Annotated in this window: 11 protein-coding genes; 7 read left to right on the top strand and 4 right to left on the bottom strand. The window is 66.6% G+C overall.

Annotated elements, in window-relative coordinates; genetic code table 11:
- Window positions 1–247: 247 nt before the first annotated feature.
- Window positions 248–1,189: a helix-turn-helix transcriptional regulator gene (locus ACIBI6_RS15510; RefSeq protein WP_396956686.1), complete on the bottom strand. Its 942-nt coding sequence runs from the start codon at window positions 1,187–1,189 to the stop codon at window positions 248–250.
- Between the two features lie 271 nt (window positions 1,190–1,460).
- Between ACIBI6_RS15510 and ACIBI6_RS15505 the strand changes: the two genes are divergently transcribed.
- The 3 genes from ACIBI6_RS15505 (at window position 1,461) to rox (ending at window position 6,354) form a co-directional block, all read left to right on the top strand.
- Window positions 1,461–2,441 (top strand): aldo/keto reductase, encoded by a 981-nt coding sequence (locus tag ACIBI6_RS15505; protein WP_396956685.1) that lies wholly within the window; start codon window positions 1,461–1,463, stop codon window positions 2,439–2,441.
- 414 nt (window positions 2,442–2,855) lie between these two features.
- Entirely contained in the window at window positions 2,856–4,364 is a 1,509-nt protein-coding gene (locus ACIBI6_RS15500; RefSeq protein WP_396956684.1) for a carboxylesterase/lipase family protein, read from the top strand.
- 562 nt (window positions 4,365–4,926) lie between these two features.
- Entirely contained in the window at window positions 4,927–6,354 is a 1,428-nt protein-coding gene (gene rox / locus ACIBI6_RS15495; protein ID WP_396956683.1) for a rifampin monooxygenase, read from the top strand.
- Between the two features lie 194 nt (window positions 6,355–6,548).
- Here the strand turns inward: rox and ACIBI6_RS15490 are convergent, their stop codons facing one another.
- Both ACIBI6_RS15490 and sigJ read right to left on the bottom strand, forming a co-directional pair.
- Complete coding sequence (locus ACIBI6_RS15490) at window positions 6,549–7,727, bottom strand: NAD(P)/FAD-dependent oxidoreductase (protein ID WP_396956682.1); 1,179 nt, start codon at window positions 7,725–7,727, stop codon at window positions 6,549–6,551.
- An 81-nt stretch (window positions 7,728–7,808) separates the two neighbouring features.
- Complete coding sequence (gene sigJ, locus ACIBI6_RS15485; RefSeq protein ID WP_396956681.1) at window positions 7,809–8,753, bottom strand: RNA polymerase sigma factor SigJ; 945 nt, start codon at window positions 8,751–8,753, stop codon at window positions 7,809–7,811.
- A 101-nt stretch (window positions 8,754–8,854) separates the two neighbouring features.
- Between sigJ and ACIBI6_RS15480 the strand changes: the two genes are divergently transcribed.
- The 4 genes from ACIBI6_RS15480 to ACIBI6_RS15465 all read left to right on the top strand — a co-directional run bounded on the left by ACIBI6_RS15480 (window position 8,855) and on the right by ACIBI6_RS15465 (window position 12,845).
- Window positions 8,855–9,502 carry an ATP-binding cassette domain-containing protein gene (locus tag ACIBI6_RS15480; RefSeq protein WP_396956680.1) on the top strand — a complete coding sequence of 216 codons (648 nt, stop codon included), beginning with the start codon at window positions 8,855–8,857 and terminating at the stop codon, window positions 9,500–9,502.
- Window positions 9,499–10,275: an ABC transporter permease gene (locus ACIBI6_RS15475; protein ID WP_396956679.1), complete on the top strand. Its 777-nt coding sequence runs from the start codon at window positions 9,499–9,501 to the stop codon at window positions 10,273–10,275. The genes ACIBI6_RS15480 and ACIBI6_RS15475 overlap by 4 nt, the downstream gene beginning before the upstream one ends.
- An 84-nt stretch (window positions 10,276–10,359) precedes the next feature.
- Window positions 10,360–11,568, top strand: a complete 1,209-nt coding sequence (locus ACIBI6_RS15470; protein WP_364346047.1) for a site-specific integrase — start codon at window positions 10,360–10,362, stop codon at window positions 11,566–11,568.
- A gap of 398 nt (window positions 11,569–11,966) precedes the next feature.
- Complete coding sequence (locus ACIBI6_RS15465; protein WP_364346045.1) at window positions 11,967–12,845, top strand: hypothetical protein; 879 nt, start codon at window positions 11,967–11,969, stop codon at window positions 12,843–12,845.
- A 77-nt stretch (window positions 12,846–12,922) separates the two neighbouring features.
- Here ACIBI6_RS15465 and ACIBI6_RS15460 read toward each other — a convergent pair whose 3' ends face one another.
- Complete coding sequence (locus ACIBI6_RS15460) at window positions 12,923–13,243, bottom strand: hypothetical protein (RefSeq protein ID WP_396956678.1); 321 nt, start codon at window positions 13,241–13,243, stop codon at window positions 12,923–12,925.
- Between the last annotated feature and the right edge of the window lie 155 nt (window positions 13,244–13,398).

Here is a 13,398-nt window from a genome sequence, read left to right as displayed (position 1 = left end):
ATCGGCCACAGTGCCTGCTCCCGACTGGACCTGAACCAAGGCCCGTAGGCCGAGCAGCAAAGAAGGACGCGCAGGTAACTGCTGGGCGGGCTTACGGTTTCGACACGCGCGTCAGGAGTTGGTCGCCCGAGGTCGACCAGCGGTTCTGGCGGGTCGAGATGCCTGGGCATGGTGCTGAACGCTGTGCTGTCCGGGTGGGTCAGTTGTGGTGTTCGCGGCGGACTTGTCGACCCATGTGGCTCGTCGTTCAGTCGGGTGTCTCGGCCGAATCGGCTGGCTCGGAGTCATTGGCCGGCGCGGAGCGCTCGACGTCGTCGTTGGTCGCAGCCCAGCTGGCCAGCAGGTTCAGGGCGTCCTGCGAGGGTGACGCGGGCTCGGCGGTGTAGGTGAGGAGGAACTGGCGGGGGCCGTCGCCGAGTGGGAAGGTTTCGAAGGGCAGGTCGAGGTCGCCGACGACCGGGTGGTGGAGGAGCTTCACGCCAGTGGTGTGCATCCGGACGTTGTGGGCCGCCCAGCGGCGACGGAAGTCCTCGCTGCGGGTGGACAGCTCCCCGATCAGATCCGTCAGCCGCCGGTCGTAGAGATCGCGGCCGGCCTCGGCGCGCAGCATGGCAACCGTGTCCCCTGCGACCTCGTCCCAGTGGCGGAAAAACTCGGTCGCGTGTGGGCTGAGAAAGACGAACCTGGCGTTGTTGGGCGGCCGCGCAGGGTCGGTGTAGACCGGCGAGAACAGTGCGCGCCCGAGATGGTTGGCGGCCAGGATGTCCCCGCGCCCGCTGAGGACGAACGCGGGTGTGCCGCTCATTGAGTCGAGAACGCGCTGCACCGCAGGTCGCACCCGCTGCTGGGTGGGCCGGCGGCGTGGTGGACGGGTTGTGCCGGCGCCGCGCAGGAGGTCGAGCAGGTGGATTCGTTCGGCCTCGTCGAGCTGGAGTGCTCGCGCGATGCCATCGATGACGCTTTCGGAGACGCCGGTGGCGTTGCCACGCTCCAGCCGTGTGTAGTACTCGCTGGAGATTCCCGAGAGCAGGGCGACCTCCTCGCGGCGCAGCCCGGTGACCCGTCTGCGGTCTCCGCCGTATAGGGGCAGTCCGGCCTGCTCGGGGGTGACCCTGGCTCGTCGCGTGCCCAGGAATTCCCGGATCTCCGCGCGGAAATCAGCACGGATGTCACGGTTGGTTCCTGCCATGGGCTCCACCCTACGAGCGCTTCCGCCGGGTTGGGGGTCCCTGTCAGTGACCCCCTCACCAGGGACTCCCACACTCCCGTGACAACTGGTTTTGTTGGTGATGCACCTGCCACGGCAGTGCGAATGGCCCGGATACGGCGGCTGGCTTGCGCGGCTGGTCTCCAGCCTCTCTGCGGCGCTGTCGGAGAAGCACGGTCCGCCAGCTGGTGCAGCAGCACCGACCATGAGACTACCGACCGGGCCTGACGGCCGTCACGACAAGGAGAACCTGATGAAGCACGTATCCCTGGGTGGGCTCGATGTCTCCCGCATCGGCCTGGGAGCCATGACCATGGCCGGCACCTACACCACGGGAGGGGGGCTCGACGACGCCGAGTCGATCCGCACCATCCACCGGGCCCTGGACCTCGGGGTCACCCACATCGACACCGCCGAGATCTACGGCCCCTTCCACAGCGAGAAAATCGTCGGCAAGGCCATCAAGGGCCGGCGCGACGACGTTGTGGTAGCGACGAAGTTCGGTCTCGTCTCCCACGCCGGCGGCGGCCCCGGCGTCATCGACAGTAGCGCCGGCAACGTGAAGGCCGCGGTCGAAGGATCGCTGCTGCGGCTGGGCACCGACCACATCGACCTCTACTACCAGCACCGCGTCGACCCGAAAACGCCCATCGAGGAGACTGTCGGCGCGCTGGCCGAGCTGGTCGCCGAAGGCAAGGTGCGCCACATCGGACTCTCGGAGGCCGGCCCCGAGACGATCCGCCGCGCGCATGCCGTACATCCGGTGGCCGCACTGCAGACCGAATACTCTCTGTGGACCCGCGACATCGAGGCCGAAATCCTCCCGCTGCTGCGGGAGCTCGGTATCGGGTTCGTGCCCTACTCGCCTCTCGGCCATGGCCTGCTGACCGGGCAGATCCGCACCGTCGACGACTTCGCCGACGACGACTGGCGCAAGACCAACCCGCGCTTCACCGGCGAGAACTTCCAGCGCAACCTGCGCATCGTCGATGAAGTACAGGCCATCGGCGCCGAGGTCGGCGCCACCCCGGCGCAGACCGCACTGGCGTGGCTGCTGACCCGCGGCGACGACATCGCCCCCATCCCCGGAACCCGGCGGGTCTCGCGCGTTGAAGAAAACACCGCCGCCGACGCCATCGAACTCAGCACCGCTCAGCTCGACCGCCTGAACAACCTCACCCCGGCCGCAGGTGAGCGCCACGACGAGGCGAACATGGCCACCATCGACCGCTGACCGTCGGCGTCGCTGCGCCCGGGTCAGCCCGCGATCCCGGAGTTCGCGCAGGAGAAGGACTAACACACCGGCGGATCATCGCAGGTGACCGGATCAAACGCCGCTGGGCCGTCCGCAATCCGACAAACTTCGCCCGTGGGCGAGCGGCAATATCGGCTGACGAGCGGCCGGGCGTGGCGACTCACGACACCGGGTGCCGTTGCTTCCACCGGTTTCGACCCGAACCTAGATTCCTAGCTTCTGAATACTGTTGAGAGCCAATGGGATCCACGGTCGATGGTGCAAACTGACGGGTAGTTGTGTTCGTGGCCGCCGGTGCGGTTGAGCGACGAGTCAGGTAGCGCAGGGGCTACCCGTACTCGTCGACAAGTTGATGAGTCAGCAGATGACCTACCGAGGGAAGCGAGTACCAGAGTGAGTCTCGAACCTGAAATCCGCACGGCTGCCGGAGTTGTGCGTGGCAGGTGGGAGAGCGACGTCGCGGTCTTTCGGGGCATCCCCTATGCCGAGCCACCGGTCGGCGCACGTCGATTCGGCGCTCCTGTTCCGGCGCAGCGGTGGGATGGCGTCCGTGACGCGCTGGAGTTCGGTCCACCGGTTCCTCAAGTGGCCCATACGGGTTCGGTGATGTCGTCGGTGTCCGGCAGTGTCGAGGACGGTTCCGCCGACTGTTTGACGCTCAATGTCTGGTCACCCGACCTCGGCGCCGTGAGGCTGCCGGTGATGGTGTGGATCCAGGGAGGCACATACCTGGAGAACAATTCCGCGAATCCGCACCAGAACGGTGCGACTCTCGCTCGGTCCGGTGTGGTGGTGGTCAGCATGAACTATCGCGTCGGTGCGGACGGCTTCGCCCACATCACCGGAGCCCCGCACAACCGCGGCATTCTCGACCAGATCGCCGCGCTGCGATGGGTTCAGGACAATATCGCCCGGTTCGGTGGCGATCCAGCCAATGTCACCGTTTTCGGCGAGTCCGCTGGCGGAGCGTGCATTGCCGCGCTGCTTGTCATGCCGACGGCAGCCGGGCTGTTTCGACGGGCGATCAGTCAGAGCATGCCGGGTACCTACTTCTCCGAACGGCTCGCCGCCGCGATCTCCACCACCATCGCCGTGCAACTCGGTGCCAAGGCAACCATCCGCGACTTGGCCCGTTTCCCGCCGCGCGCACTGACCGACGCGACGGACGCGGTGATCCGGAAGATGCCGGAATTCGTTGATATCTGGGGTCCTATGGCGCTCACGCCGACACCGTTCTCCCCCGTCGTCGACACCGAGGTTCTGCCGCGAGCACCGTGGCGTGCGCTCGTGGACGGCGCCGCACGCGACATCGACCTGCTCATCGGCCACACCCGTGACGAATACCGGCTCTACACGTCTCGGCCCGGCGGCGAGCCAACCGATGCGCGCATAACCGCAGCATTCGACCACCTCACACCCGGCACAGATGGCAGCGGGCGCTATCGCACCGCCTACCCGGACGCCACACCAGGGCAACGATTCGAGGTTCTCAACTCCGACTGGCTGTTTCGGATGCCGAGTCTGCACCTCGCCGACGCCGCGCACGCCGGTGGCGCACCCGTATGGTTCTACGAACTGGCCTGGAGCTTCAACTCCGAACAGGGCGCCTCGCACGCCCTGGACTTCCTGCTCATCTTCGGCACCCTCAGCCCCGACGAGGTGCGCGCCCACCCCTGCGCCCATCCGAACGCCGCGAACGAAATCACCCCCGTCGCTCACCACATGCGCACCGACTGGGTGCGCTTCGCGACGACTGGCAAACCCGGCTGGGCACCCTACGATCCACAGACACGAACCACCCGCGTCTACGACGCCGAACCAACCACCCAGCCCTACCCCGAGGAGACCTCGCGCCGCATCTGGTCCGCCCACCAGTTCGACACCCTGGACCTCACGAGCTGAAACAACCAGCGGGAGAAGGGTTCCCAGTCCGGCCGTCCAGCTCAATCGAGGCCGGGAAAACTCGCCCCGACTCGGGCGCGGGCGATGAGTTCGAGAAGCTGGCGTAGGCCTGGGTGCGGCGGGGGCTTCCGGGGGTTTCGCGGTGGGGAGGGTCATGGTCAGCACGTCGGCGAAACCGCGGCCTGCATCGCGCGGACGGCTTGGATGTAGCCCCAGAACCGGCCGGACCCTGGAGATTCGCGCGACCGCGACGATCGAACCCGACCTCGCGCTGTTCGAACGCTGCGTCCGCCACTACGGACAGGATCCCGACGCCTTCCCCGCTCCCGCGACAACCGCCTCCGTCTTGCGGCCCACCCCGACCCGAGTGGTCGCCCAGGGCTGAAACGGGTATTCACTCCTCGCCCCTTTCAACATATAGCGCACCCGGGGTCTTGCGGCAAGACCCGGGTCGTGCTGCAGAATCTCCTGCCGAAGCCAGTACCTGCGGAAATGAGTACTGGTCTCGCGGGGATGTCGAACCGCCGGTGGGAAATGCAACTTGGTCGAGTGAGGGGTTTTGATGATCGATGTGATTGTGGTCGGCGGCGGACCGACCGGCGTGATGTTGGCCAGTGAGCTGCGCATGCGCGGCGTGCACGCGCTCGTAGTGGAGAAGGATGCGGAGCCCACCAAGGTTGTGCGCGCGCTCGGCATGCATGCGCGCAGCGTCGAATTGATGGATCAGCGCGGCCTGTTGGACAAGGTCCTCGCGCTCGGGAAGCAGTACCCGCTCGGCGGTTTCTTCGCGGGCATCGTGAAACCCCAACCGGAAGGGTTGGACACCACGTATCCGTTCGTGCTGTCCATTCCGCAGACCGTCACCGAGCGCCTGCTGATCGAGCGCGCCACCGAACTCGGCGTCGAAATCCGCCGCAACTGCGAAGTGGTCGGGCTGAGTCAGGACGATGACGGGGTGAGCGTCGAACTTGCCGACGGCACGCAATTGCGCTCGCGGTACCTCGTCGGCTGCGACGGTGGCCGCAGCACGGTGCGCAAACAGCTCGGCGTCGACTTCCCCGGCGAGCCAACCCGGATCGAGACGCTACTGGGCGAGGTGGAGCTGACCGCGCCGCCGGAGGAGATAGCCGCAGTGGTGGCCGAAGTCCGCAAGACCCAGCTGCGGTTCGGTGCCGCGCCCCTCGGAGACGGGGTGTACCGTCTCGTCGCGCCCGCCGCGGGTGTGGCCGAGAACCCCCGGGTCCCACCGACTCTGGAGGAGCTCAAACAGCAGTTCCGAGAGCTCGCCGGCACCGACTTCGGCGCACATTCGGCGCGCTGGCTCTCGCGCTTCGGTGACGCCACCCGCTTGGCCGAGCAATACCGCGTCGGTCGGGTGCTGCTGGCCGGCGACGCGGCGCACATCCATCCGCCGATGGGCGGGCAAGGCCTCAACGTCGGCATCCAGGACGCATTCAATCTCGGCTGGAAACTGGCCGCCGAGATCGACGGCTGGGCGCCGCAGGGGCTGCTGGACAGCTACGAGACCGAACGCCGTCCGGTGGCCGCCGACGTGCTCGAGAACACCCGGGCGCAGACGGAGCTGATGTCGCTCGAGCCGGGTGCTCAGGCAGCGCGCCGACTGGTGGCGAAACTGATGGACTTCGATGAGGTGAACCGGTATCTGCTCGAGCAGATCATTGCGATCGGGGTGCGCTACGACTTCGGTGCGGGGCACGAATTGCTCGGTCGACGGCTGCGGGATGTGAAGCTGAATCGGGGACGCCTCTATGAGTTGATGCGCAGTGGCCGTGGACTGCTGCTCGACCAGACCGGCCAGCTCTCGGTGGCAGGCTGGGCGGATCGGGTCGACCACGTCGTCGATGTCAGCGAGGAACTGGCGGTGCCCGCGGTGCTGCTGCGGCCGGACGGGCATGTGGCGTGGGTCGGTGGCGATCAGCAGGATCTGATCGGCGTGCTGCCGAAGTGGTTCGGCGCTGCCGTCAGCTGAGCGAACAGTTGGGCCCGCAGGCATCATAGCCCTCGGTTCACGCCGGCCCCGATGCCTACGCACCAGCCGCAGAAGCTCGGCTGTCGCGCGAATGAAGCTCTGCCGCAACAATATTCGCTCCGCCAACCGAAGCCACCGGTCCGTGGTCGTGCGGATCGGTGGCTTCGGGCTCGGACTGCATTCAGGTGGCCGCGTCACCGGGTGACGAACTGGTACTCCGCGGCACCGGTTGCCATGAGGTGGCGGCGACGGCTGGGCAGCATCATGGTCGGGTGGGCGACGCTCCAAGCCGCGGCCGCGCAGATGAGTTCCTTGATGCGAGCGCCCATACGGCCCGTGATCACTGTGGACGTGGGCTGATCGTCGGGCGTCACCTTCTGGACGATGCCATCGCGGCGACCGAGGCTGATGCATTGGCTGGCGTAACCGATCGGGGCGTCGGGAACCTTGCCGCCGGTCAAGCGAGCTGCGATGACGTCGGCGCCCTGCCATGCCATCGGGGTCGCGGTGGCGCAACCCATCCGCAGTGGTTTGCCGCCGACCCCTTCGGCGTGCGCGGCGTCGCCGACGGCGTACACATCGGGATGTGAAACCGAGCGGAGGGTGGCATCGACCACGATCCGCCCGGAATCGGACACCGCCAGATTCGTCGCGGCCGCGATCGGGTGCACGGTGAAACCCGCTGTCCACACGGTCATTTGGGCCGGGATGTCCCTACCCGCCCCGGTGATCACGCCGTTAGCAGTGACGCGCGTGACGTCGGCGTGCTCGTGGACGGTGATGCCGAGCCGCTCGAAAGCTCCGCGCAGGTAGCGCTGGGCCTTCTCGTCGAGCCAGTCACCGACGCCGCCGCGCGCGGCGATCGCGACCGCGAGGTCCGGGCGTGCCTCGGCGATTTCGGCGGCCACTTCGATGCTGGTCAGACCGCCGCCCACGATCAGCGCGGTCTCGCCCGCCCGCAACTCGTTCAGGCGTGCCCGCAGCCGCAGCGCCGCCTGCTTGCCGGCCACGTTGTAGGCGTGCTCGGCGACGCCGGGGACGCCATAGTCGGCGATGGTGCTGCCGAGGGCGTACACGAGGGTGTCGTAGGCAATGTTCTCGCCGGTCAGGTCGACGGTCTTGCGATCCACATCGACCGCGGTGACCCGTGCGATCCGGACCTGCACGCCGGTGCCCGCGAAGACCTCGCGCAGCGGCCGAGCGGGGAGATCCTGTCCGCTGGCGAGCTGGTGCATGCGCACTCGTTCGACGAATTCGGCGTCGGCATTGATCAGGGTGATCTCGACGTCGTCACGGTGCAGCCGCTTGGCGAGGCGTCCGGCGGTAATGGCTCCGGCGTATCCGGCTCCGAGGACGACGATGCGGTGCTTCATGGTCTTACTCCTGTCTCGGTGGGTTCGCTTCCTGAACCGGACAGCGGCCCGAATGCTGACAGAAGTGGACTGTGATGTGGGTCACCAGGATTCGATAACGGGTGCTCCGTGTTCGGAGCTAGCCCACCGACGGGTGGCGCGCTCGAGCTTTTCGGGGTTGACCTGGGCGTGGATTGCCGAGATGCCGTCGGCGGTCACCTCGAGGCACACGATGCCGACGACCCGGTCACCGACCACCAGCACCAGGGCGGGCCCGCCATTGGCGACCGCAGAAAATATGGCGGGCCTGCCGCCGAGCATGTTCCGCTTGCCGTCGGTCGGCTTGATGGACAGCCGCAGGAACCGCGCAACGCGCACCGCACCGATGAGCGGCCTGGTGCGTGTCGGGATGAAGGCGCCGCCGTCGCCGATGCTGATCGCGTCTTGGGTCAGCAGGCTGATCAGTGTCTCGGTTCGACCGCTGACCGCCGCGGCGAGGAACTCCTCGACGATCTTGCGGGCGGCGGCCTCGTCGACCTGCACGCGAGCCCGGTCGGTGGCCAGATGCTGTTTGGCGCGCCGATAGATCTGCTGACAATTCGCCTCGGTGATTTCGAGCATTTCGGCAATATCGTTGTGCGCGTAGCCGAATGCCTCCCGCAGCACGTACACCACGCGTTCCTTGGCCGAGAGCCGCTCCATCAGCGTAAGCATCGCGATCGACACCGATTCACGCTGTTCGACGGTATCGGCCGGCCCGAGCATCCGGTCTCCGGTGAACACCGGTTCGGGCAACCACTGGCCCACATATGTCTCCCGCCTGGCCCGCGCCGAGGTGAGCTGGTTGAGGCACAGATTGGTGAGCACCTTGGTCAGCCACGCCTCGGGCGTCTGGACATAGTCCCGGTCGGCGGCCTGCCAACGCAGGAATGCCTCCTGCACCGCGTCCTCGGCATCACCGGCCGATCCCAGCAGCCGGTAGGCGATCGCCTCCAGACGGCCCCTGGTGCTTTCGAACAGATCGGCGTCGTGCGTGCTGAGTGACATCCGCCCATGGTCGGGCATGTGCACAGGACACGTCCACTCGGCCCCGTCCGATTTTCCGGCCCCGTCAGGAAACACTCACGCGGATAAGGAATGGTGGGACGGTGCCGAACATCAGTCTGGATCGGGTCAGCGTGAGCCACGGCGAAACGTCGATACTCACCGATCTCGCCGTGACGTTCCCGGAAGCTCGGTGCACGGCGGTGGTCGGGCCCAGCGGCACCGGCAAGACCACTTTGCTGCGGCTGCTCAACCGGCTCGACGAGCCGAGTAGCGGCCGAATACTGCTCGATGACACCCCGATCACCCAGTTGCCCGCACCAGAGCTGCGGCGGCGCATCGGGCTGGTGCCACAGCGACCGACGCTGCTGACCGATATCGTCGCCGATGAGATCCGGGTCGGCCACACCGATCTCACATCCGATCGCATCGATGCGCTGCTCGCCAGGGTCGGTTTACCGGACTTCCGTGATCGGCGCTGTCTCGAACTGTCCGGCGGTCAAGCCCAGCGGGTGTGCCTGGCGCGGGCGCTGGCCGTCGAACCCGAGGTGCTGTTGCTCGACGAACCCACCTCCGCCCTCGACGCCGAATCCGCCGCTGCGGTCGCGACTCTCATTCGCGAACACACCATGTCCGGTGGCGGTGTCATTCTGGTCAGCCACGACACCGCATTCGTCACCGAGGTGGCCGACGACAGCTGGACACTGCGACACGGGCGCCTGTCCCCCGGTGACGAACGGAACCCCCAGTGACACAACAGCTTTCCGTACCCGGCTGGCCGGGTGTGGCGACCTCGCTGGTGCTCGTCGCACTGGCCGCCGCGATCGCCTACCGTCAGCGGCTGCATCTGACCCGCGAACTGCTCATCGCCGCAACCCGTGCCGCGGCCCAGTTGGTCGCGGTCGGCGCTATTCTGCTGATCCTGTTCCGGCACACCGGATTAGCGGGCGCGCTGGCCTGGGTGGTCCTGATGGTGCTGATCGCCGGGCAGGTGGCGGGCCGACGTGGCAAAGGTGTGCCGCGAGCGCGCCGGGCCGCGACCATCGGGGTCGGCACCGGATCTGCCATCACGCTCGGCGCCCTCATTCTGCTCGGTGTGATCTCCACGCAGGCCCGGGTGGTTGTCCCGGTCGGCGGCATGATCGTCTCCGCCGCCATGCAAGCCACCGGTATCGCACTGCGCCGACTGCACGAGGATGCCCGCAATGCGCGCCCCGCCATCGAAGCGCGCCTGTGCCTGGGTCTTTCGGCGCGCGAGGCGTTTTTGCCGCATCGCAGGTCCGCACTGCGCACCGCACTGATTCCGACGATCGACGCGACCAAGGTCGTCGGGCTGATCAGCCTGCCCGGTGCCATGACCGGCCTCATTCTCGCCGGTGTCGATCCCCTCACCGCCATTCGCTACCAGATCGTGGTCATGTACATGTTGCTCGCGGCCACCGCTCTTGCCGCGCTCACCGCCGCGCGTGTCGCCGAGTCCTATCTGTTCGACGACGCGCAGCGACTGGTACCACTACCCGACTGACGCGCGTTGCGGCCGCTCGGAAATCCCCGCAGAACGCATAGTCTTGGTCATCGAAAGCCGGGCCGGGTGGATGGGAGCGAGCGGGTGGGCGATGCGATGGTCACGGTGCCGGAGTCGGTGCGCACCGAGTTGCGGCGTGGAGTGCGCAGTGTGCTGGTCGATACCGTGGCGCTGCGGTTGGTGCGGGAGCGTTTCGATGATGAGCAGGCCGGGGCGTTGCGGCGGTATCTCGAAGCGTCACAGTCGGCGAATACCTTGCGGGCGTATCGAACCGATTGGATCGCGTGGGCCGGATGGTGTGCGGCGGAGGGCCGCCAAGCGCTGCCCGCGGATCCGCTCGATGTCGCGGTGTATCTGGCAGCGGCGGCGGATGCGCTGCGTCACGGTGACGACGGAGCGCAGCGGTGGGCGTTCAGTGCGGCCACGCTCGAGCGCAAGGCGGCGGCCATCGCGGCGGTGCACGCCGCCAACGGATTACCGTCGCCCACGCGGTCCGATGTCGTTCGACTGACCTTGCGCGGTATCCGCCGGACCCGTCGCACGCAGCCCAAACGCAAACGCCCCGTGCTGCTGCACACCCTCGAACAACTGCTCGCGGGGTTGCCGGAGTCGGGATGGCCGACCGAGCCAGCGCGTCGCCGCGACGCGCTGGCATTGCTCGTCGGATTCGCGGGCGCATTGCGCCGCAGCGAACTTGCCGGATTGCGGATCGCCGATGTGCGAGTCGATCTCGACCACGGCACCGGTGAACCGCTACTGCTCGTGCAACTTCCGACTACCAAAACCGACCCCACCGGCATCGCCGAACAGCGCGTCGCACTTCCCCGTGGCCAGCGCCCGCACACTTGTCCAGTCTGCGCCTTCGCCGATTGGATCCAGTTGCTCGAGGTGCATCGCGCACCCGGTGATGTGCGCGCCTGGCTCGCCGACGCATCTTCGCCGCCTGCGGAGATCCACCGCTGCCACGGCTATCAGGGCACCGCCCTCGCCGAAAACGACACCCTCCCACTGTTTCCCACCATCACCCGCCACGGCGGCATCGGCACCGACGCCATGTCCGGGCGCGCCATAGCCGAACTCGTCAAACGCTATGCCGCACGCGCCGGCCTCGACCCCGACCTCTTCTCTGGACACTCACTGCGCGCGGGATTCGCCACCCAAGCCGCCCTCGGCGGGGCCAGCGACCGCGAAATCATGCGCCAGGGCCGCTGGTCCAACCCACGCACTGTCCACAACTACATTCGCACCGCAAACCCATTGGAAGACAACGCCGTCACCAAACTCGGCCTCTAGCGCTGGTCGGGGCGGCACATGGGGTGCAGCGACGCGAAAAGTCGCGCTCAGGGGGTCGGGCCGAAGCTGTCGGTGGTCAGGACCCGGTAGAAGAACGTCTCGTCGGCCAGTGGCGGCGGCCCGCAAGCATAACCTGATCAGTACGACGCATTGCCGCCGCCATGCGTCATTCGGGAGTCGCGAATCATGAGGCAGGGCTGCGGCGAAAGTCATTGATATCGCGCGAAATACCACCTGCCACAAGTTCGGCCGTACCGACGACAGGCTGAACGATTCGTCGTGTGGGGCACTGGTGACGGCGATATCCTGGTCGTGCGTGCGCGAGGACGGTCGCGTGGCAGCGTAGCCGCGGCCGCTTTCGCGTCGGGAAGCCGCATGTACGAAGTAACGGGGCGGGCATGACCAATAGCGTCGCGCGGATCCTGCGGGATGCGCTCCACGCCACTAGAAGCGCTATGGTCAACGGCGCCAAGGCTATTGAGCGAGAGTACCGTGGCAGAGCCGGGGAGCTGCGCGACGCGTCCGAACGTTTCGTATCAGGCGACCGGCGCGGTGCGGCGGAGATTCGCAGCCCCAAATTTTCTCAGCCCGACAACGAGGCGACCGGACCTATACCTCGCATTCCACATCCATCGGAAGCAGCACCCGAACGAACCGGCCTCGGGAGCCAGGTAGACGAGTTGACCACTCTCTCACCAACATTGAGTGCCGACGTACGCGAGATCCTGAGCGATGGCTGGACGATTCGTTATGACGACATCGGTGGTGGCGCCTATTCGAATCGCCAGCGCAGAGAAATCGTCTTCGACAATGGCATGCGCGACGGCGATCCGGGCCCGGTGGTCAGAGCATTGGCTCACGAGGTGGGCCACGCGCGTCGGGCAGCGTATCGGCCGAGGCCGGTGCGATACGAGGGTCAGTCGCGTGAAATGTGGGTACGTGAGAGCGTTTTCGAGCACTTGCGAGACGAGGGCGAAGCAGCGCTCGTGGAAGCACAGGTCACGCGCGAGATCGCCGAGGCAGGCGGTCCCCGGCTTCGGGTTTCCGGCAGATACGGAGCCCAGTACGAGGACATCTACGAACGGCACATGCGGGGGGAGCTGACCCGAGACGAGGCGCGGCACCAGTGCGCCCGGTGGTACGCGGATGAATCGAGAAGCGGCGAGGGACAGAACTACCGGTCCTACTACGAGGAGATTTACAACAGAGATTTCACAGAAATGGGCTTGGACGCCTTGGAGCGCAAGTACCGAAACGGTTCGGAAGGTCCGTCGTGATTCACGGTCTTGCGGCAGTGGGGCCGGTCGCAACCGGTCCGCGTCGCAGCCGAGCACCGAGGGTCACATCACCAGCCCTACTGTGGCGAGGGCCGAACGTCTTCGTGGACGGCGATGGCGGCGAGCGCTCTCGATCGTGCGGTGAATTGGAGAAACAATGTTCTGTCGCCAATCACTTCTCGGAAAGAAATCATTCCCTCCGGTGGTATGTGCGGGTTGATGTCGACGTCCTGCCGGGACAACGTGAAATACTCCCGCAATTCGGCCTCATGTACCGCGGCGGCCGCCCGGGTGGTCAACGCCAGCAGCCGAATCGACGTGGGAGAAGCGGATCGCGGCACCCGCAACGTGACTACTTTGAAGGGGCCGACCTGTGGATAACCCTCGAACTCACGCATATGAATGTTAGGGCATCCGATCTCGTGCATCTCTACGGCACAAGCCCCCGATACCGTTCCAACATCGAAGGGTTCAGGTAGCGCGAGTATCCGGTCGGCGACTGCTCGCACTGCAGCGGCATGGGACCAAGCCATCAGCGTCCTCTCGGGCTGTT

It is taken from the genome of Nocardia sp. NPDC050412 (assembly GCF_044458825.1).
Taxonomy (GTDB): Bacteria; Actinomycetota; Actinomycetes; order Mycobacteriales; family Mycobacteriaceae; genus Nocardia.
The sequence above is the reverse complement of the archived record's forward strand: the minus strand, read 5'-3'. Positions and strand labels throughout refer to the sequence as shown.